17 protein-coding genes are annotated in these 20,668 nt (G+C 48.0%); 6 read left to right on the top strand and 11 right to left on the bottom strand.

The genetic code is table 11. From position 1 onward, the window contains the following. The first annotated feature begins 120 nt into the window (after positions 1-120). The gene (locus tag M3629_RS20410) at positions 121-1,035 is read left to right on the top strand and encodes a hypothetical protein (protein WP_251509802.1); all 915 of its coding nucleotides are present in this window, start codon (positions 121-123) and stop codon (positions 1,033-1,035) included. Positions 1,036-1,196: 161 nt separating this feature from the next. On the opposite strand, the gene M3629_RS20405 is transcribed toward M3629_RS20410, so the two are convergent. The 4 genes from M3629_RS20405 to M3629_RS20390 all read right to left on the bottom strand — a co-directional run bounded on the left by M3629_RS20405 (position 1,197) and on the right by M3629_RS20390 (position 4,729). After that, the gene (locus tag M3629_RS20405) at positions 1,197-1,430 is read right to left on the bottom strand and encodes a YezD family protein (RefSeq protein WP_251509801.1); all 234 of its coding nucleotides are present in this window, start codon (positions 1,428-1,430) and stop codon (positions 1,197-1,199) included. 204 nt (positions 1,431-1,634) lie between these two features. After that, complete coding sequence (cysW, locus tag M3629_RS20400; protein ID WP_251509800.1) at positions 1,635-2,513, bottom strand: sulfate ABC transporter permease subunit CysW; 879 nt, start codon at positions 2,511-2,513, stop codon at positions 1,635-1,637. 150 nt (positions 2,514-2,663) lie between these two features. Beyond that, complete coding sequence (gene cysT, locus M3629_RS20395) at positions 2,664-3,503, bottom strand: sulfate ABC transporter permease subunit CysT (RefSeq protein WP_251509799.1); 840 nt, start codon at positions 3,501-3,503, stop codon at positions 2,664-2,666. 140 nt (positions 3,504-3,643) lie between these two features. After that, positions 3,644-4,729, bottom strand: coding sequence for a sulfate ABC transporter substrate-binding protein (locus M3629_RS20390; protein ID WP_251509798.1), 1,086 nt, complete (start codon positions 4,727-4,729; stop codon positions 3,644-3,646). A gap of 583 nt (positions 4,730-5,312) precedes the next feature. Here M3629_RS20390 and M3629_RS20385 point away from each other — a divergent pair. After that, a complete protein-coding gene (locus M3629_RS20385; RefSeq protein ID WP_251509797.1) occupies positions 5,313-5,996 on the top strand; it encodes an S-layer homology domain-containing protein in 684 nt (227 codons plus the stop codon). A gap of 669 nt (positions 5,997-6,665) precedes the next feature. Here M3629_RS20385 and M3629_RS20380 read toward each other — a convergent pair. Continuing rightward, positions 6,666-7,292 (bottom strand): nitroreductase family protein, encoded by a 627-nt coding sequence (locus tag M3629_RS20380; RefSeq protein ID WP_090918698.1) that lies wholly within the window; start codon positions 7,290-7,292, stop codon positions 6,666-6,668. A gap of 268 nt (positions 7,293-7,560) precedes the next feature. Then, positions 7,561-8,022 carry an RrF2 family transcriptional regulator gene (locus M3629_RS20375; RefSeq protein ID WP_251509796.1) on the bottom strand — a complete coding sequence of 154 codons (462 nt, stop codon included), beginning with the start codon at positions 8,020-8,022 and terminating at the stop codon, positions 7,561-7,563. A 429-nt stretch (positions 8,023-8,451) separates the two neighbouring features. Between M3629_RS20375 and M3629_RS20370 the strand changes: the two genes are divergently transcribed. From M3629_RS20370 to M3629_RS20360, 3 genes are all read left to right on the top strand, one after another. Continuing rightward, entirely contained in the window at positions 8,452-9,177 is a 726-nt protein-coding gene (locus M3629_RS20370) for an MBL fold metallo-hydrolase (protein ID WP_251509795.1), read from the top strand. Continuing rightward, a complete protein-coding gene (locus tag M3629_RS20365) occupies positions 9,174-9,749 on the top strand; it encodes a TetR/AcrR family transcriptional regulator (protein WP_251509794.1) in 576 nt (191 codons plus the stop codon). Before M3629_RS20370 ends, M3629_RS20365 begins: the two co-directional genes overlap by 4 nt. A gap of 1,085 nt (positions 9,750-10,834) precedes the next feature. Continuing rightward, positions 10,835-11,320, top strand: coding sequence for a CcdC family protein (locus M3629_RS20360; protein WP_186811773.1), 486 nt, complete (start codon positions 10,835-10,837; stop codon positions 11,318-11,320). Between the two features lie 299 nt (positions 11,321-11,619). Here the strand turns inward: M3629_RS20360 and M3629_RS20355 are convergent, their stop codons facing one another. The 4 genes from M3629_RS20355 to M3629_RS20340 all read right to left on the bottom strand — a co-directional run bounded on the left by M3629_RS20355 (position 11,620) and on the right by M3629_RS20340 (position 15,981). Next, on the bottom strand, positions 11,620-12,633 hold the full coding sequence (locus M3629_RS20355; RefSeq protein WP_251509793.1) for an NADP-dependent oxidoreductase: 1,014 nt from the start codon (positions 12,631-12,633) through the stop codon (positions 11,620-11,622). Positions 12,634-12,909: 276 nt separating this feature from the next. Continuing rightward, positions 12,910-13,656: a type I methionyl aminopeptidase gene (gene map / locus M3629_RS20350; protein WP_251509792.1), complete on the bottom strand. Its 747-nt coding sequence runs from the start codon at positions 13,654-13,656 to the stop codon at positions 12,910-12,912. Positions 13,657-14,312: 656 nt separating this feature from the next. Next, positions 14,313-15,131, bottom strand: a complete 819-nt coding sequence (locus tag M3629_RS20345) for a serine/threonine-protein kinase (RefSeq protein WP_251509791.1) — start codon at positions 15,129-15,131, stop codon at positions 14,313-14,315. 151 nt (positions 15,132-15,282) lie between these two features. Further along, positions 15,283-15,981 carry a hypothetical protein gene (locus M3629_RS20340; protein ID WP_251509790.1) on the bottom strand — a complete coding sequence of 233 codons (699 nt, stop codon included), beginning with the start codon at positions 15,979-15,981 and terminating at the stop codon, positions 15,283-15,285. Positions 15,982-16,536: 555 nt separating this feature from the next. Here M3629_RS20340 and M3629_RS20335 point away from each other — a divergent pair. Then, the gene (locus M3629_RS20335; protein WP_145334020.1) at positions 16,537-17,490 is read left to right on the top strand and encodes an L-lactate dehydrogenase; all 954 of its coding nucleotides are present in this window, start codon (positions 16,537-16,539) and stop codon (positions 17,488-17,490) included. A gap of 171 nt (positions 17,491-17,661) precedes the next feature. Here M3629_RS20335 and M3629_RS20330 read toward each other — a convergent pair whose 3' ends face one another. After that, a complete protein-coding gene (locus M3629_RS20330) occupies positions 17,662-20,370 on the bottom strand; it encodes a PAS domain-containing hybrid sensor histidine kinase/response regulator (RefSeq protein WP_251509789.1) in 2,709 nt (902 codons plus the stop codon). Between the last annotated feature and the right edge of the window lie 298 nt (positions 20,371-20,668).

Raw genomic sequence — 20,668 nt, 5'->3', positions numbered from 1 at the left:
TTCTCCAATTAAGAATGGATCTACCTGCTTGAATTCATCTACTTCCTGTGTAATAGTGAGAGAAGGCTTGCGTAAAAGCGTGTTTAGATACGTCAGGTGGGTTGTAAAGGAGGAACTATTGTGTTTCAACGTTGGTTGGATAACCTGTCATCACATCCCGATGCTACGTTTATATTGCTTGGTGTTGTTGCCTTGCTTCTGGCAGCTTATCTGTGGTCAGCTACAGAAATTCGGCGAAGCCATGAAAGGCATATGCGAAGGATACGAGATACATTATACATAAGCACAGGTCTTTTGGGACTACTTACCATTTGGGAACATCGTAAATATGAAGCTTCCGTACAGGAACATCATGAGTTGTTACAAGCCATGCAAGCCTGCAAAACGGCCTCATGTCTCTCCCCGCAGCTTCAGGAACAGATTCGTGACTGTGTTAAAAATGAAGATCCTGCCAGGCTTGCCCTGATGCATAAAGCACTTGAACGGGAATGTACTGCACTATCGGATGAACTCAGCCGAAATACATATTCGGTGCACTGGGGCCGTGCGATCTGGACGATTCTCAGACCTGCCGCTGAACCCGCTGCACTCACGGCCACAGCACTTTTAATCGGAAAGGTGTTCTACACAGAGCGTATCCCTAGTACGTCCGTAGATTCCTGGGATAACCTGTTGCCATGGTTTCAGGCAATCTCCCTCATGCTTACGATACTATACGGTTATCTGCTCTGGTCCAGCCCAAAGCGCGGCACTTCAGGAGCGCTGGTCAGATGGCTATCCCTCTTCATCGCACTCTGCTCTTTGCTTCATCTGATCGGACTTGCAGCGGCCCCTTATGCCCTTGCTCTGCAACTTATTCTGTTTGTCTCCGGATTCGGGTTAACCGGATCACGCTCCCGCAGTGAACGCCCATATGCCGGACACGCAGAAATGGATGAAAACAGCAGCCAAAGCAGTATGGTTATGCCAGTACATGAAGCTGGTGTAGAGGATACCCATTCCCCTGTGACACCTCGCAGATCGGCGTCCGACTAGTCGCAGGTTCGAAGTAAAAAGCGGAACCTCCAAATCTAAGCACACAAAAATGGCTGTCCCTAAGTCATCACGACGATAGGAACAGCCTATTTATTTTTAAATCAGCCATGAAACACACAGGATTTTCATATGAAATGCTCTTAGGATAAGATGAAAAGGGATTATCCTTTCGCACTCGCGTTCGATCCACGAACGGAACGGGCGGAGCTACTTCTAGGCCCGGATTTGGAGGCATTGCCTGAGGACGTATTTTCAAAACGTTTGCGCTCGGTACGCTCCATCTGCACAATCTGTCCCTCATGTACCACAATATGCAATGAACCAAATTCCATGTCATCCAGCTGCCCGGCAATTCGGTTTAACCATACCTCATCCACTTTTAACGGCTTAGCCACTTGAGCCGCCTCCTCTTCTCGGGTGATCACCCGTTATTAAGCCTGTACGCACCTGTGTTTCAAACGTCGAATTATAATTCATCCTTATCCAACCTATATACTTGGTTTATACAATATCAGGGCTTCCAGCAGCTGTCAATTGATATTTTAATACCACACAGCGGGTTTCTTTTATAGCTTGTTTTCTTGTACGCTCGCTCCACGCTAAGCCTTTTCTGCAACAGCTTTGTGACCAAGCCAGCTCTTGAGCAGCAACGTAGCTAAAGCCAAAATTAACAGTAGCGAAGCAACGGCAAATGAGGCGGAAAACTGATATTCGTTATACAAAATCTCGACGTGAAGCGGCAACGTATTGGTTTCTCCGCGAATGTGTCCTGATACAACCGACACTGCTCCAAACTCACCCATAGCACGTGCATTACACAGGATAATCCCATAGAGAAGTCCCCATTTAATATTAGGCAATGTCACACTCCAGAAGATGCGCCACCCGGAGGCTCCAAGTGTTACAGCCGCTTCTTCTTCTCGCGTACCTTGATCCTCCATCAGCGGAATCAGCTCTCTCGCCACAAAAGGAAAGGTAATAAATAACGTTGCAATCACAATACCCGGCAGTGCAAAAATGATCTTAATATCATGTTCGGCCAGCCATGGGCCAAACCATCCGTTTGAGCCAAACACCAGGACAAAGATTAGACCGCCAACGACAGGCGAGATGGAAAAGGGAAGATCAATCAGTGTGATGAGCAGCCCTTTACCTTTGAATTGGAACTTGGTGATAACCCAAGCCGCTGCCACGCCAAAGATCGTATTGAGCGGAACGGTTATTGCAGCAACCAACAGTGTCAGCTTCAGTGCAGACCAGGCATCCGGTTCCGTCAGCGCAGCGATGTAGACCCCCCAGCCTTGCTTCAACGCTTCCATAAGCACGATGACCAGCGGCAGGATCAGCAACCAGATCAGGACGAGACTTGCAAGTCCGATAAGTAGCCATTTTACCCAAGTTGCTTCTGTTGTGGCACGATTTGTACTGCGACCGGTTTTTACAGGTGGAACAGGGCTAAGGGGAACAGAACCCGCCATACGTACACCTCCTTCGGATTGGTGAGTGCGCCACATTGTGGCTATGTAAATCCATCCGGGCCGCCACGAATGGGCAAGCCGCACGGACAGAATGTGAGGTTAACATGTATGTTATTGGCTGATTTATTTTGGCATTCCATGCCGCTATAATTACACTCTCCCTGCCTTACGACTCCAGCGCTGGAGAGAGTTGATAATGAGTAGCAAGATAAACGAGATCAATAAGAGCAGCAAGGCTACGGCTGTAGCTCCTGCATAATCAAACTGCTCCAGCTTGGACATGATGAGTAGCGGCGCGATTTCCGTTTTCATCGGCATATTGCCTGAGATAAATACAACCGAACCATACTCACCTATGCCCCTCGCAAAAGCTAGCGCAAACCCCGTCAGCAGCGGTGGGATTAAATCCGGTAGCAAAATGGCCCGGAATATCCGCCATCGCCCTGCACCCAGCGTTGCTGCTGCTTCTTCCACCTCAGCCTCAAGCTCTTCCAGCACCGGCTGTACCGTACGCACGACAAAAGGGATGCCGATAAACATAAGTGCGAGAGTAATTCCCACTTGAGAGTATGCCAGCTTGATACCCATGGGTTCTACCCATTGTCCGATCCATCCATTCCCGGCATAGATCGCTGTCAGAGCCACCCCGGCTACGGCTGTGGGCAGCGCAAACGGAAGATCAATCACCGCATCAAACAATCTCTTACCAGGGAATTCATACCGAACCAGCACCCAGGCCAGGAGCAGGCCCAGGAATAGATCAATTAGCGCCGCCGCACCAGCTGTCAGGAAGCTGACCCGGAACGAAGCCAGCACCCTTGGATTGGTAGCCACCTCCACCATCGTTGCCCAGGTCAATCCCGTGGAGTTGAATAACAGTGCCGTCAGCGGAATCAGCACGACCAGACTCAGGTATAGCACGCTGTACCCCATCGTTAATCCGAATCCCGGCAATGTCCGCCTACCCCGGGCCGCGATAACCTTGCTCATGCCTATTCATCCTCTCTGCCGTCAGCCGGTCAGGCTGGTTGGCTGCGTACAGCGCAATTTATGCTTTGTTTGATTTACTTTGACTGGTTTGCTTTGATTGGTTTCTTTTACTCGCTTCGGATGCTGTTGCCCTGTTATTCTTAGCTACCCGGCACGTAGATCTGATCAAAGATGCCACCATCTTTGAAATGCTTCGCCTGGGTATCCCGCCAAGTACCAAAGACATCTTTTAACGTAAACAGCTCCAGCTTCGGAAACTGATCTTTGAATTTTTCCTTTACGCTATCTAACGTAGGACGGTAGTAATTTTCGGCAGCAATCGTCTGGCCTTCTTCGCTGTAAAGGTATTTGAGATAAGCATCCGCGACATCTCGGGTACCTTTTTTGTCTACATTTTTATCCACGATCGCTACAGGAGGTTCAGCCAAAATGCTGATAGAAGGCACGACGATGTCGAATTTGTCTGGCCCTAACTCTTTGACGGAAAGGAATGCTTCATTCTCCCAAGCCAGCAACACATCGCCAATGCCGCGTTCCACAAATGTCGTTGTCGCTCCACGAGCACCCGAGTCAAGTACAGGGGCATGTTTGAACAACTCTGCTACGAACTGCTTTGCCTTCTCTTCATCGTTGTTGTTATGCTTCAGCGCGTAACCCCATGCCGCTAAATAGTTCCAACGCGCTCCCCCTGAAGTCTTCGGATTCGGAGTAATAACCTGTGTATCTCCCTTGATCAGATCATCCCAATCCTTGATGCCTTTTGGATTGCCTTTACGCACCAGAAATACAATCGTGGACGTGTACGGAGAGCTGTTGTGCTCGTATTTGTCCTGCCAGCCTTCATGAATCAGGCCTTTATCTTCAATCGCATCGATATCATAGCCCAGTGCCAGTGTCACCACATCTGCATCCAATCCGTCGATGACGGAACGGCTCTGTTTACCCGAACCTCCGTGAGATTGTTTGATAGTCACTTCCTGGCCTTTCTCTTTCAGCCAATGGGCGGCAAATGCTTTGTTATATTCCTCATAAAGTTCCCTTGTCGGGTCATAGGAGACATTGAGCAGTTCAACCGCTTTGCTGCCTTCTTTATTCCCACCTGTCCCCGTTCCTGTTGCTGCACCCGTTGCACTTGACCCGCCGTTATCTGATCCGCAAGCCGCCAGCACCCCCGTTAACACCAATGCCAGCCCCATCAGAATTCCTTTGTGAACTCTCTTTTTCATCCTCTTACACTCCCCCCGATATAAACTTGCATGATCAACTACAGGTCGGCAGAACAGCGGTACGCACCAGAAAAGAACAAAAAGACGGAGGAACCCCCTGCGCACTCTTCCCTTCATCAAGTCATACCGACCCCTAAAGTCGTGTATGCTTCATCAGTAAAATGCGCTACGGTGTTCCTCCGTCTATACGGTGAGAACGTTATGCTGTTCAAGTGTTTGCAGTCATTTTTATTATTCCTACCTGTTTAGTAAGTTATATACGTATAATAAAGGCAGTCTATATGAGTGTCAAACGTTTTTTCCGCTTTTTACCGAAATTTTGTACCATTGACAAAAAAGAGAACAACAACGATACCAACTGGACCATTAGACAGATTAGCTCTAAGGCTAGGGTTCAGTACCCCGCTATTTTGACGACTTTTCAGCAAAATAATGGTCGATCGCCACGGATTACCGGAACCGATCCAAAGAATAAATTTGTGGAAAATTAAAGCAACCTTTTGAACAATAGGGTCGTCTATAGGGGAAAATCACTTTAAAACAAAGGGATATGAATTCCCTGGAAAAGCGAGGCGACACTGAAATGAAGAAAAATATTTTAGCAACCTTTACGGCAGGAGCCCTGCTTACGCTCTCCTTAAGCGCGGGTCCTCTCCATGCTGCTCCGTCCGCATTTACGGATATTCAAGGTATTCCGGGTGCAGACAAAATCGAATCTCTCCATCAGGATGGATTAATCAAAGGGGTTAGCGATAACTTGTTCAAGCCAGCAGAACAGCTAAGTACCGCACAAGGCGTTCAATTGATCGTCGACGGGCTAGACTTAAACCTGAACGCTATTCGTTTTATTAAAATGCCTGTGCCTAGTGATTATTTCTCTGCTGTAAAAGACGGTGTCTGGTACAGCGATGCTTTCATCCGCGCACAGTACAACAGCATCAAGCTTCCGCAAAATATCGATCCATCCAAACCGCTTACTCGTGAGCAGTACACCCTGTTCCTCATGCAAGCGATTGAGGCCAAAGGAGGTCTGCCTATGATTAAAATCCAGCCCGTAGACATTGCGGACGAGAATGAGCTTACACCAGAGTACCAAGGTGCCGTACAGCGTTCTCTGGTGCTGAAGATCAGCACATTGGATGCAGAAGGACAGTTCCATCCGAAACAAGCCATTACTCGTGCCGAAGCTGCCGTGATGATGTACAATGCCATTCAGCACATGGAATCCTTCTTTACACCGCAAATCCCAGAAACACCAGAAAAGTAAAAGAAAAGGTATCTCAGGGTAAAAGCATAACATGGCAAACCCCGCATCTTTCTTCTTTAGAAAGTGCGGGGTTTTGTATACAGCCTCAGTGCGATTCTAAGACTGAGGATTTGAATTTTTCGCTTCCGTTGAACTGCGTCATTTTGCCCAATCCCTTTTGCAAAATGGTCGTTTTTTTAATATCCCCGCCGCGAATAATATACGCAGACCACTTGGGGAAAACCTCTATGTAAAACTGGTTTCCCAGGTCGGTTAAATCCGAGCTTCGTAGGATCAAATCTTCCTTCAGCGAGCCATCCTACTGAAACGGATTTACAACAATCAACTGGTGCTCTACTAGAAATGGCATGAGTACGGTTATTATGGAAGTTACCTGTGTCGGTACGACAAGCTTTTGCTTCTTTTTAACATCGTGGGATAACTGTATCTTAACATACCCATACCTGCCATTCACCTCGGTTATATGTGCTGGTTCGCATACTATTTTATTACGCAAAAAAAATTTCCAGTCAAACAAAGAGCACCTCTACCACTTTCGTTCAATGAGCAACAGCATACCTTAATCCGTACCGACGATCTGTAAAAATAGCAAAAAAGCGAGTACTTTCCTCCGATAAGAGGATGTACTCGCTTAGAATATTAATACCTACAATCCGCGTTTAGATAGACTTAGAAAGAACCTTTTACAACCACTTCCGACAATGGGAAGCGACCTGATGGACGAGCTGGCTCAGCAGCTTTACCTACAGTAATCAGCAAAGTTGGTACAAAGCGTGCAGGGATGTTGAACGCTTCGATCAATTGTTGTGGGTTGTATCCGCCCATTGGGCATGTGTCATAACCCAGGGAACGTGCTGCCAGCATAATGTTTTGGGAAGCAAAAGAAGCGTTGCGGATTGCTTCATCACGAGCGATTTGCGGGCTTTGGTAAGCACCGTTAATTTGGCCCACCAACGCGTCACGAACTTCAGCAGGCAATGCGCCAGCTTCAACAGCTTGATCGTAGATGAATGTATTGCGGTTCGCTTCCAGGTCACCGAGAACGGCAATCGTAACAGAACTGTCCACTACTTGAGTTTGTCCGTAAGCGATCGGGAGCAATTTTGCTTTGTCTGCTTCGGATTCAATCACGAGGAATCTCCAGTGTTGCAGGTTCCAGGAAGACGGGGCTTCAGAAGCTGCAGTCAAGATTGCGTTCAGGTCAGCCTCCGGCAATACAAAACCTTTTTCATACTTTTTAACTGCGTGGCGTTCGCTAATAACGCTAAGTGTTTCATTTTTTTCAGTAACGGACATGTGTTCCACTCCTTAGTTCTGTTTGGAATATTATATTTTTACGTTCGCAAAGCACGCCTTGAAAGCCATTCCGCCCCAAGCACAGGCCTTCCGAAAATAACATCAGCGCAGACGAACGCTCCCCATCTGTGTTCACGTTATGCCCGGAATTACCTCAACTTTCAACCTCTTTTACACCGGAGCATACGTATCTCTTACACTTCTCTCCCATGACTGTTTGACCACATCATCACGTACTTAACGCCATGACTCTGACGAGAGCACCCTTTCAGGTCTTCCCTTTGGCAGATACCCCTTCCATCGGAAAAGGCCCTTCTCCACGCTCAATACTTTGCTGCACATCAAGGATCGATATGCGGTCGAAATAAGCGCTCAGCGCTTGTTCCCCTCCATCGTATATAGCCCCCATCACATCCTGCATATTAGAGGAAACTTTACACGGTGAACCCGATTCTCCTGAGCACCAGCTTGGCCCGAGCGAACCTCCAGCAACTAGTCTGTACACTTCTCCAAGCTTGATCTCTTCACTTGGTCGACTAAGCAAGTATCCCCCATGAGCACCTTCTTTGGTCGTCAAGTAACCATGTTTACGCAGAACACTTAGTACCTTGCGGACTCTGGCCGGGTGTGTGCCCACACTTTGAGACAGGTCTTCACTGTTGGCCATACACTCGCTTCTCATCGATAGAAAAACAAGACAATGCACCGCAATGGTAAATTCGCTGTTCATAACTTACTCCCTTCCCGGCATACAACACCGATGAACTTCATTCCAAGGTAAGTATAACTGTCATTATATGAATAACAGTTATGTTTGTCAACACTTGCTCCAGAACGTCATTGGATCGTAGATTTCCCTGTTATATCAATACTTACACTCTCTTGGTAATCTGCCGAACGCTGATTAAAAACTGTTGATGGAAACGTTCTATGCATAAAAAAGTGAGCCTTTCGCTTCGCGAAGGGCTCCAATAAGATAGACATATGAAAGGGCTTACGTGATTATTATAATCGCTAATCTTCATTTTGAAAACGCTTTTTTTGTAAAGTTTGATTTTAAGCTGATTCAGGATTTATCCGGTTATGAGGAAAATTTATATTGCATAAACTAATGTCATTAGTTATATTACTAACATCATTAGTTTTAGGAGGATTTCCGATGCGGATCACCCGTGAATTCGATGTTCACCAAGTCACCTTTCTTCCCCGCCTCTTCCCTGTAAATGTCTATCTTGTTGAAGAGGAACAAGGCCTGACCCTGATTGATACAGGCATGCCATTCAGTCTCAAAGGTATTCTGGAGACAGCCGCTTCCTTGGGGAAACCCATCACCACCATCATCCTGACCCATGCCCATGCGGATCACGTTGGGGCGCTTGATGGTCTCAAGGATGTGTTCCCCGATGCTGAGGTATGCATCTCCAGCCGAGATGCCAAGCTGTTAACCGGGGACACATCGCTGTTGCCGCACGAGCCGCAGACCCCGGTACGCGGCAGTGTGCCCAAAGGCATCCGTACGCAGCCGGATCGCCTGCTCGAAGATGGCGACCAGATTGGATCGCTGGTCGCTATTGCTTCTCCAGGCCATACGCCCGGGCATATGGCCTTCATGGATACACGCAGCCGAGTGTCGATCGCCGGCGATGCGTATCAAGTGCGCGGAGGCCTCGCCGTGTCCGGCCGCGTTCGCCCGCTCTTCCCGTTCCCTGCGCTGGCCACGTGGAATCGCGAAGCGGCACTAGCCAGCGCGAAGCGCCTGGCGGAGCTGGAGCCGTCCGTGCTGGCCGTTGGCCACGGACGAATGCTTCGCCAGCCCGCGGCGGCCATGCGCGCGGCAGTCGCTGATGCTCAGCAGCGACTGCAACCAGCCGGGGGGCAGCGATGAGCCCCCGGCAAGGTCTGGATCGCGGCGCGTTGCTTGACGCTGCGATCCAGATCGTGGACAGCGACGGCTTTGAGGCGCTGACCCTGGCCGCTCTGGCGAAGCGGCTGGATGTGCGCTCGCCGTCGCTCTATAACCACATCAGCGGGCTCCCCGGGCTTCGCCAGGAACTGGCGCTGATGTCAGTGCAACAGCTTAGCCTTGCCGTAAACGAGGCTACGGCGGATCGCACCGGCGACGAGGCCATTCAAGCCATCGCCGCTGCTTATATAGGCTTCGTTCGCCAGCATCCCGGGCTCTACGAAGCCTCGTACCATGCACCCGACCTGAATGAACCGCAGCTCGCGGCATGCAAAACAGCTCTGCTGAACATGCTGCTGCATACTTTGCAGCCTTACCCCCTTACCGAAGCGCAAGCATTGCATGCTGTTCGGGGATTGCGCAGCCTCTGCCATGGTTTTGCCTCCATTGAGGCACAGGGTGGCTTCGGCATGGATTTCAGTCCGGACGACAGCCTGCGTCTGACCGTGTCCGCTTTTCTTCACGGGCTGCGCCACCTGTCCGAAGACATATAAACAAGGGCGAAGCTAACTCTATCGGGATATACGCTAGCATCTATAGCTTATCGTTCCTATGAGCAAGAGGTAAACTATTCTGGACAAAGCTAAGTTTCCTAAATATCCAAGCAAGAGAATACCGCCGAGACACTCGTAAGCAACCGAAGGAAGGATGATACTTTCGGAAGCTGAGCTACACCAAGTAATCAAAGTCTGTCTAATCAAACGAACTAAGTTTCCCGCACCGCTTGTAGCTCCTGGCTCACGCGGTGCCCCTCTTCATGCGAAGCATGCCTACAACTAAGCTAACCTCCGTCGCCTCATCCGTTGAATCTGTCCGGCCTACTACAATTTCCTCTCAACAAATTGAGACTTCCATACGTCCGTCAGAATTCTAACGATCACCAGAGAGCTTATATGCCCGATAAACAGCCTTTTGGAATTCTAACGATCACCAGAGATGCTATTTTCTCAAAAAACGGTTAGAAACCATATAACAGACCGAGAATTCACAAAATAAGGTTTCTCCTGATCGTTAGAATTAAAAGAAGCAGAAAATGCGGCAAATAAGCTTCCTGGTGATCGTTAGCCTACATAGCTTGTGCCCAGGAACAGGAGCAGGAGGTTAATAAGTTTAGATACCCCATCCCACGCCTGTCCATATGTTGCAGTAATCCCTTCTTAGTGCAGCCATTAGTACATCTTGTTAGTACATCTGTTAGTACATCTGCTTAATTTCCTCTTATTCGAATAAACGACAACTCAGCGGGAACAATACTAGAGCGTGTCTTGAAACCTACTGAAGTGCATCTTTCCCCCTTTCCGCCTCTGCTACGTCACTTTCCCTTGACGTGTCCCGATACGCATGCGGGAAACTTCCTTGCTTGGAATGAACATTCGGCAAAATCAGCTTTCTTCAGAGTTTTCAGACACTTCCTACATATTTTCCGAATAAAAAACGATCAACATTACCTGCATTTTTAAAAGATATGTATTCTATCGATTTCCTGTGTTTGTGCTATAATAGGAACTGAAAAATCAGGTCTTTTTGTATCTTATCCGGTTGAACGGATTACATATCATTGTAGAAAGAGGGCGTTTACGTGGCTCAAATCTCTCCGTACTATCTTCAAATCGGGGCGACTGTTGGCATGCTTGTCATGGCCTTACTTGCCATCTTCATTCGTATGAAAGCCAGCCACCGGCCGGTCACCATCCGTAAAATTATTATTCCGCCGCTCGGCATGAGCACAGGCTTTTTTATGTTTGTTGTACCGGAGACCCATGTTCCATGGTTGTGGGCGCTCATCGCGCTTCTGGTCGGCTGGTTTATTTTCTCGTATCCTCTCATTCGCAGCACCAAGTTTGAACGCGTAGGAGAAGAGATTTTTGCCACACGTTCCCGCAGCTTTGCCTTCATTTTGCTAGGACTTCTGGCTGTACGCCTGATTCTGCATGAAGTCATCCAGCGATATGTCAGCATTCCGCAAACAGGCGGTCTGTTCTTCCTGCTGGCGTTCGGTATGATTGTGCGCTGGCGTGTATATATGTACAAACACTACAAGGAAGTGCTCGCTGTTCAGAACTAAACGGTAGCTAAAATCCCCCGGCACTACCCTGATTTTTATAGGTCTAGAGCAATAAGAAATTAAACAATCAAGGTATTAAGCATTTACCAATCACATTGATCACATCAACTTAGCTATAACATCAATCGACATCAACATCAATTTAAAAAGACACGTTCAACACACCATAAAAAGGTGCTAAGAACGTGTCTTTTGCTTGCAGGCTGCAACGACTTAATCAGAACTGTTATGCGGAAGTCGCTTTAATCGTTGGAATGACCGTACTCATCCATCAACCCAAATTCACTCGCTCAATCCATCTATTCAGGGTCTGCAACCTTCACCAGCTGCTTGCCCAGATTATCTCCAGAGAAGAGTCCAATGAAAGCTTCCGGCGTCCGTTCGAAGCCGTCCACAATATTTTCTTCATACTGCAGCTTGCCTTCCTGAATCCACTTAGCAAGCTTAGCACGTCCTTCTTTGAAGGACTTCGTATAGTCGCCCAGCAGAAAACCTTTCATCAGCGCCGTGTTCGTTAACAGCAGCGTTTGTGGACGCATGCCGATGTCCGGTTTCTCCAGATTATAAGACGATATCTGTCCGCACAACGGAATACGCGCATTCCGGTTGATATGTCGCAATACGGCATCCGAGATATCGCCGCCAACATTGTCGAAATATACGTCGACCCCGTCAGGACAAGCCTTTTCAATCGCTGCCGACATATCTTGCTCCGTCTTATAGTTAAGCACAACGTCGAAACCAAGCTTTTCTTTCAGATAGGTACATTTATCGTCAGAACCTGCGATACCGACCACACGCGCACCGACGATTTTACCGATCTGACCTGCGATCATCCCCACAGCTCCTGCGGCGCCAGAGACCACAACGGTCTCTCCATCTTTGGGTTTGCCGATATCCTCCATGCCGAAATACGCGGTCAAACCTGTCAGGCCCAATGCACCGAGATAAGCTGTAATTGGAGCCTCGTCCGAATCAATCAGCGATAGATCCGTCGTATTGACCGCAGCATATTGCTGCCAGCCCCACATCCCCGTCACCAGATCACCTTTGCGTAAATTTGGCTCGGATGATTCCACAACCTGCCCGATCGCTCCTCCCTTAATGACTTCATTCAGGGCGTACGGCGGTGCATAGGATTTCGTATCTTTCATTCGTCCCCGCATGTACGGGTCGACCGACAAATATAATGTACGAACCAGCACTTGCCCAGCTTCCGGTTCAGGTAGCGATGCCTCAACGAATTCAAAATTTTCTTTGGATGGAGTCCCTTCAGGACGGGACGCCAGTAAGATCTGTTTATTTACACTCATCAAAATAACCTCCTGATTCCCAGTGGCTTCAAGGTTAGCCATTGTCATCTGCAGTAACACAGGCACACCACTGGATCTATGTTGATCTTCATAATAGTTTAAACCGAAACAGGCGGATCACAAACGTGGGCCGCCCGGAAATATACAAATTTCGTCACAATATAGCTCTAAACCAACCTTACAGCACAGTGAAAATGAATTTGCTAACAGTGAAATGACTCCATCTTTTCATACCGGGCAGATAGCCTTACATCTGTGTGTGTAGTCCACACATCTTTATTGCGCAGTCAGAATAACCGGTCCATCGGCTGTAATGGCAATGGTATGTTCATACTGAGCGGACAGACTTCCATCCAAAGTACGTGCAGTCCAACCGTCCGAATCCAGCTTGCTGCGGAATGTTCCGATATTCAACATCGGTTCAATGGTGATGACCATGCCCTCTTTAAGCCGCGGACCGCGATGCGGTGGGCCATAGTGAGGAACCTGCGGCTCTTCGTGCATCTTCTCTCCAATACCGTGTCCAATAAATTCACGAACCACGGACAGTCCTTCTCCTTCAGCATACGTTTGAATGGCATGCGAGATGTCTCCGATCCGGTTACCGACAATAGCAAGCTCAATGCCTTTGTATAGAGAGTTTTTCGTCACGTCTAACAAATGTTGCGCTTCAGGACTTACATTTCCCACTGCATAAGACCAAGCCGAGTCCGCCAGCCAGCCATCCAAATTCACGACCATGTCGATGGTAACGATATCGCCGTCTTTCAGCACATATTTTCCCGGAAAACCGTGACAGATCACGTCATTAACCGACGCACATGTCGCATAAGGGTACCCGTTGTAGCCCTTTTGCTCCGGTATAGCGCCATTTTTCTTCATAAATGCCTCTGCAAACTGGTCAATTTCCTGTGTAGTGATTCCCGGACGAATCAGTTTTGCAATTTCTCTATGGCACGCAGCCAGAATTTCTCCAGCTTTTCTCATTTGTTCAATCTGTTCTTTCGTCTTTATCGTGATCATGCCAACTACTCCTTGTCCGTTATGATCTTATCCTGTCTTCTATTGTAACGCGAAACGCTCAAAATAAAAAATTCCGATAACTGAACCAACATCCTATTATACGCCAAGCATTGAATGAATGAGTATTTTTTCTCCAAAAACACGAAACCCGTCTTGCCCAAGCTTCGTATTAGCATAAAAATAACTGAAAACGAAAGGGTGGACGACTCATGTTTAAGAAGCTCATAGGCAAACTCATCGACTCCAAGTCCTCATCTCACCACAAACGTTACAGTTCCTCCAATAGACGTTCTTATAAAAAATACAGCAGCTCCTCCGGGAAACGCACATACAAGCGCTATTCCTCATCCGATATGAAGTACAGGGATCAGCGCCATGGATCAGGCTATTATAAAAGCAGAAAGTATAGCTCTAGCTAAACGATCCTGACCCTGCCAGATTGTTCTGCCCCATGAGTCAAGGTCTAGCTTAGCCCATTCGGGTTGAATCTGACTCAATTCTAATTTGACTCTACGTCGGTCCCGACTTCACTCTCGCTTGAACCTGACTCTTAACCACCAGATATAACAAAGGGGTGTTCCATCGATACCGTACACACGGCCTTCGGAACACCCCTGCTTTTTAGTTTATAACACTTCTACTACGCTTTTCTGCTTCTACAGCAACGGTCTCAACCGATCCATCTCACGCTGCAACTCTCCTGCCCCGCCCTCATAACCCGGACGAAGCCCGAGAAGCCGCTCCAGCATCTCATGCAGTGCAGGCGTAAGCTGAAGCTCCTCCTGCCAGCTGGCAGGAGCGCTACCCTTCTGAGGCTCATAGGCCGAATACAGCATGAAAAGCAGAAAGTGACCCATATCCTGCAAATCCTGATCAGGTATAGCCGGTTCATCCTCAAGTTCAGGCACATCTTTCATTCGGCGTTTTAACTCTGGCAACAACGGCTCCCCCAAGCGTCTCGCCAGGCCAAAATCAATCAAATGCACTCGTCCCTCTCGTACAATGACGTTAGGGATTCGGATGTCGCCATGAATAAATCCCTGCTGATGAACATGAGCTACAGGAGACAACAGCTGACAAGCGAGTTCCAGGCATTCACGCTCTGTATATTGCTGACCTTCTTCGAAGATCAATTGTTCCAGCGTCTGTCCCCGGACATACTCTGTCACCATATAATTCCGTCTTCGCACGTTAAAGGTATCCAAAAGCTTCGGAATTGCTGGATGATGCAGGTGCTGTAACACATCCACTTCCCTGCTCAGCAGCCGCGCAGCAAGTCTGCCCTTACTCGGCTTCGATTCCTTCAACGCGACTTCCCTTCCCGTCTGCTGATCCACGCACAGATAGGTCAGTCCGTAACTACCCATACCTAGAAGCTCCCGTATCACATAACGTTCTCCTATGATCGTCCCTTGCCGCCCGGGGCGGTCTGTAAATAATCCGAGCAATCTTTGCCAGCTTCGCTGCAGCTCCACGTTGCCTCCCACGCCAGCTATCTGATACCTGATCCGGTTTCCTGTCCTGTCATGAGAAATGCCTGATCAGCGGCTGGACTTCATGTTGTATTGGAGCTAATTATAGCAGGCTGTATATGTGAAATCACGGTCATACATAATGCAGAATCATTTAAGCTTCTTTATGTTTCTTTGGCATCAAGCCAAACAACATGCGAAGCGAAGTGATTTTCGACTTCCGTTTACGCCCCTGATAGCTGCGCAAATTCGTCACGAGTTCGCGATCTCGTTCCTCCTCCAGCTTTTCGTTCATCCACTGACGTTGCTTTTCCATCTGTTCCTGGAGCGCAAGATGAGTCTCCGCCAGATGCTGGAGTGTCAGTTCCAGTTCATCCACCCGGTGCTGTAACACCTGCACGCGATCGTCCTCTTCCGGCTTGGGCTCAACTGCACCGTAGGTAACCTCACTTACAAGCTGGCCGAGTCCTTCATAAGATCTCAATTGACCGTACTGATCCACTTCCAGCGGCGGTAATGGATTAGCTCCAGATAAGACCGTACTGGCTACAGCACACTCCTGTTCCGTTTGCTCACGAATGGCTTGGACAGAATGCTGTTCTGTTTTCCCTTCTGCTGGGGATAGTACCGTGACCACTGCATCAGCCAGCGGCAGGTTATGCTCTCTAAGCTCAGTCATCAGACGTTCGATGCACTCGATATCATCGGATTTGAACAATCTGGATTTATTCGCAGAACGTTCGAAACGATATCCCTGCTCCTCGAGTGCTGCTGCATATTTACGAAGAGTACTGGCACCTATACCCAGGCTCTTGGCCGTTTCCGTCGTTGCTCCTACTTCTTCAATCATCATGAATTCCCTCCCGGTATGAAGTTTTTGGGCTTGCAAAATAACGACTTTAGCGTTCCTGCAACGAACTGTCATCGGTTCGGGTGACCTTTCTCTTGCACAACAATGGACGATGCACATGATACCTGAACAACCCTAAAACAACCTTCCTCATGTAACCCGCCAGTGCTTTTCTCTTGCATGTCGGTAAGTATTCGTCAGTCTGCTTGCAGAACCCTTTGACGGTTTAGTTCTGTTTCTGGGGATTCGTAAGAACTTTTGTCAGGTCTATATTTCGCAAAAAAACCTCTTCATCCGACAAGCTACAGGAATGCTGTCATGTCGAAAACGGGATATGCAAATGCCGTCTAAATTTCGGAGTGCATCAAATTGATGTCAATTTTGTTAACTCCACTACTCCAATACGCTCCCGCGACAGAGGGAATCATTGCTGTATAGCTTTTCCATGTGTTATCTTATGTAACGTAGAATTGAATTTCAGCATAAAATAAAGCACTATACTTAACATAACAATAATCAAGTAACGGATAAATCCAATGTAAACGGAGGCTGAAGGCAGTGTTAGGCAAATCAGGAAAAGTGGCGGTCATCGGGGCGGGTCTTGTGGGTTCAAGTTGTGCATATTCGATGATCAATCAATCGATATGCAGGGAGATTATGATGGTCGATCGGACGTATGACCGTGCGGTAGCACAGGCACTCGATTTTTCCCATTGCATGGACTTTACACACAACCGAACGAAAGTATACGCAGGAACGTATGCCGATTGCGGCAGTATGGATGTCATCATTTTGACCGCTGGAGCCAATCCAAAGCCTGGACAGACAAGACTGGATGTTCTGGAGGAAGCAGAATCCATTGCCAAAGATATCGTGGTTCCGATCATGAACAGTGGTTTTAACGGCATCTTTGTTGTCGCAGCCAACCCCGTGGACATTGTTACGTATATGGTATGGAAATTGTCCGGTTTGCCGCGTGAGCGTGTTATCGGGACGGGAACTTCGATCGACTCTTCACGGCTCAAAACACTGCTCTCCGAGGTATTCTCCATCGACCCGCGCAGCGTACACGGCTACGCACTCGGTGAGCATGGCGAGTCCCAATTTGTGGCCTGGTCCCATGTTACCATTGGCGGCAAGCCTATTCTGCACATTTTGGATCAACACAAGGAACGCTTCAAGCATCTGGATCTGGACGATATCGCCAAAAAAACGAAAGATGCCGGCTGGGAAATTTTCACCCGTAAAGGTTCAACCCAGTTTGGCATCGGGAATGCACTTGCCCATATTACTCGCTCCATCCTGAATGACGAGCATAAAATCATTGCCGTATCCGCGATTCTCGATGGCGAATATGGGCAGCGGAATGTATGTGCAGGAGTCCCTGCAATCATCGGAGAGGGCGGCATTCAAGAGATTATCGAATTAAATCTCGATCAAGCCGAGGTTGAGAAATTCGAGCGTTCCTGTGAAATTTTGTCCGGTAATATTAACCGCCTGACCATCGCCTAAGCCTCCGTAAATTCGGAGTAGCAACTGGTCTAATCTGCGAGCTTGCTACTAAATAAAATACAAAAAGAACAACCTTCATTTCACCACACTGTGGAAATGAAGGTTGTTCTGCTACACTTATCTTTTTAATCCGTTGGGCTGCAATCCAATGATCTACACATGCATCTCCACTTAACTAGGCCCAATTAATGGCTCATCAGACGGCCCCCATTGCTGGAGGACCCGCTTCAGTTCACTTAGCATCACAGGCTTGCTGATAAAGTCCCTCATGCCGATCTCCAGACAGGCCTCTTTATCTTCCCGTCTGGAATTACCCGTTACGGCAATAATCGGGGGAATCCGATCCTCAGGAATTAACCGATGTAACAGATTGGTGGCTTTCAGACCGTCCATCACAGGCATATGAATATCCATCAGTACAATATCATAGGCATTCTGCGAGATGGCATCAATCGCTTCTACACCGTTCGTGCACACATCAGCCTCATAACCCAGTTTCTCCAGATATTCTTGGAGAATCTTCCGATTAACCGGATGATCTTCTGCTACGAGAATACGCATAGCCACCTTGTCACTTTGACGTGTACGGTCATGCCGGAACTCGCTTGCTGACTTTTCACCTGATGCTTCAACTCGTGTCGTTGGAATGGCAAACCGGAAAACGGAGCCTTCTCCTTCGGTACTCTCCACACTGATGCTTCCACCCATAATCTCGACAAGTCTCTTGGAGATCACCAGCCCGAGTCCTGTACCGCCATATTTGCGGTTAATAACTGGATGTAGTTGAGAGAACGACTGGAACAACTGATCCTGCTTGTCCGCAGGAATACCAATCCCCGTATCTTGCACAGCAAAATCCAGTACACTATCCTCAGGTTTGCCTCCTTTGATGATATCTACCGTGACATCGATACTTCCCTGATCCGTGAATTTCAGTGCATTGCCCACAAGATTCACCAAAATCTGTCTTATTCGCATCGAATCCCCTGCCATATAGTCAGGGATACTCGGATTCAGACGGAAGCGAATATCCAGATGTTTCTCGTCCGCCCGTGGCTTGAACAGCTCCGCAACCTGCTCCAGCATCTTGCGGAGCGAGAACGGCTCGTAGGCCAGGGCCATTTTACCAGACTCCAGCTTACTGAAGTCCAGAATGTCATTCAGAATGTTCAGCAGTGCATCGCCGCTCTCTTGAATAATCTGGGCGTACTCTCGCTGCTCCTCCGACAAGTCCGTACCCACCAATAGCTCGGTCATTCCTACAATGCCGTTCATCGGTGTCCGGATTTCGTGACTGACGAGGGACAGGAACTCGGACTTGGCTTGTGCAGCGAGTTCGGCCGTTTCCTTGGCGCGAACAATTTCACGTTCACCGGTAACGTCATTAAAGACAACTACCGCACCACGAATCTGGCCCTCGTCAATAATCGGAGTTACTTGATACTGTACGAGGAAACTACTGCCGTCTTTTCTCCAGAACACGTCCTCCGTCACTGAACGCGCATGTCCATCCAGCACCGTCATATGAATCGGACATTCCTCTTTTGGAAAATAGCTTCCGTCTGCACGGGTGTGATGGATAATCGGGTGTGAACTCTTACCAATGAATTCATGAGCTTCATAACCAAACATGGACGCCGCCGCCGGATTCATGAACATCGTAATGCCATCCGCATCGAGACCGTAGATTCCTTCGGTAACGGTATTGAGGATCAACTCATGCTGCTTGCTCAGCTCCTGAATACGCTCCGTGTACTCCTTGCGCTCCGTTATATCTGATACTATACCGTAGACACCAACTACTTCGTTATCTATAATAATCGGCACATTCGTTACCGAAACTTCGATCTTCCGACCGTTAGAATTTACAACACGGGTCTCATAGTATTGAGGCTCCCCCTGCTTCACGAGCTCAAATCCAGCTTCCCCCTTCTGCAGTTCCCGTTTATCCAGGTTCGACAGAAAGGACTGTCCGATGAGTTTGCTACGCGGAATATCAAGCATTTGCACCATATTGCTGTTCACAGCACTATAATTCCCTTCCAGATCGAGGGAGTATACCGCAGCCGGATTATATTCAAACAATGACTTGTACCGTTCACGGCTTTCGCGAAGACGTCTGTCAGCATCTTTCTGCTGGGTAATATCCCTGCTAATGCTCACAATTTGCGTTATTTTTCCATGTTCCCCGGTCACGGGCTTCGCCAATGTCTCCATCCAGATGTAATGCCCATCCTTGTGTAACACTCTCATCTTGCAGCCATGACCAATATTCGAAATGAGCAAAGGGTCCGGATAATCTCCCGGGTAACAGTAGGATTTAAACGATTTTCCTGCGACTTCCTCCGGCTCATAACCAAGCAGCGCACGAACGGATGGAGAGACATACAAGAGTTCACCATCTATAGCACAGGTTGTAATCAGATCTTGCGCATGTTCGGCCAATACCTGATATTTCTCTTGAGTCTGCTGCAGTTCCTGTTCGATGATCACCTTATCCGTCACATCCTTGGCAATACCATAGATGCCGACGACATCATCCCCTTCTGTAATCGGTATATAGGTCACCTGCGCATGTTTCACAGAACCATCTTTATGATAAAAAGCCATCTCTTCACTGACTGAACGTCCAGCCAGAACATCTTCGATGAATTGCACTCTTCTATTTTCACTCTCAGGCGGGCTGATGCGATCCCGACTCACCCCTGCAAGCTCTTCAATCTTGTAGCCGGATAACCGTTCAAACGAAGGGTTAGCATCGATGTGATTCCCTTCAATGTCCATCACATAGATGGCATCCGGGTGGTTAAAAAACAATGATCGGTAAGAGCTACCCTCAGAAATAATTCGTTTCAGGGTTTCCGTTTTATTATGATCCAAAGGCCTACCCCTCTTTTCTCAGCCAAAATCTTCTTTCTTCATCACATTACATATGCGCCATTTTCGGCTGTAACAGTCTTACCCTCGAATAACCATGTTCGCCTGACTAGAAACAGCTTTTTTTATTTTACCAGATTCTCGTCTAACTTTGCTTATAAAATAGGATGAAATTCACATGAATGGGTATGAAAAAGATGGAATTAGGCTTGTCGCATAATAAAAAAACTGAGACTGTCTGCATACCAACTCTTTGGATGCACAGCCTCAGGAAAGGTTCATTTGTTATTCTCATCGATCG

This window comes from Paenibacillus polysaccharolyticus, from assembly GCF_023714295.1.
Lineage (GTDB): Bacteria > Bacillota > Bacilli > Paenibacillales > Paenibacillaceae > Paenibacillus > Paenibacillus polysaccharolyticus_A.
This window is presented reverse-complemented; position numbering and strand designations above follow the sequence as displayed.

Coding starts and splice junctions, on each gene's coding strand:
- cysW (WP_251509800.1), bottom strand. CDS start 2,513: ATGGCGGGTTCTGTTCCCCTTAGCCCTGTTCCACCTGTAAAAACCGGT.
- cysT (WP_251509799.1), bottom strand. CDS start 3,503: ATGAGCAAGGTTATCGCGGCCCGGGGTAGGCGGACATTGCCGGGATTC.
- M3629_RS20390 (WP_251509798.1), bottom strand. CDS start 4,729: ATGAAAAAGAGAGTTCACAAAGGAATTCTGATGGGGCTGGCATTGGTG.
- M3629_RS20385 (WP_251509797.1), top strand. CDS start 5,313: ATGAAGAAAAATATTTTAGCAACCTTTACGGCAGGAGCCCTGCTTACG.
- M3629_RS20380 (WP_090918698.1), bottom strand. CDS start 7,292: ATGTCCGTTACTGAAAAAAATGAAACACTTAGCGTTATTAGCGAACGC.
- M3629_RS20375 (WP_251509796.1), bottom strand. CDS start 8,022: ATGAACAGCGAATTTACCATTGCGGTGCATTGTCTTGTTTTTCTATCG.
- M3629_RS20370 (WP_251509795.1), top strand. CDS start 8,452: ATGCGGATCACCCGTGAATTCGATGTTCACCAAGTCACCTTTCTTCCC.
- M3629_RS20365 (WP_251509794.1), top strand. CDS start 9,174: ATGAGCCCCCGGCAAGGTCTGGATCGCGGCGCGTTGCTTGACGCTGCG.
- M3629_RS20355 (WP_251509793.1), bottom strand. CDS start 12,633: ATGAGTGTAAATAAACAGATCTTACTGGCGTCCCGTCCTGAAGGGACT.
- map (WP_251509792.1), bottom strand. CDS start 13,656: ATGATCACGATAAAGACGAAAGAACAGATTGAACAAATGAGAAAAGCT.
- M3629_RS20340 (WP_251509790.1), bottom strand. CDS start 15,981: ATGATGATTGAAGAAGTAGGAGCAACGACGGAAACGGCCAAGAGCCTG.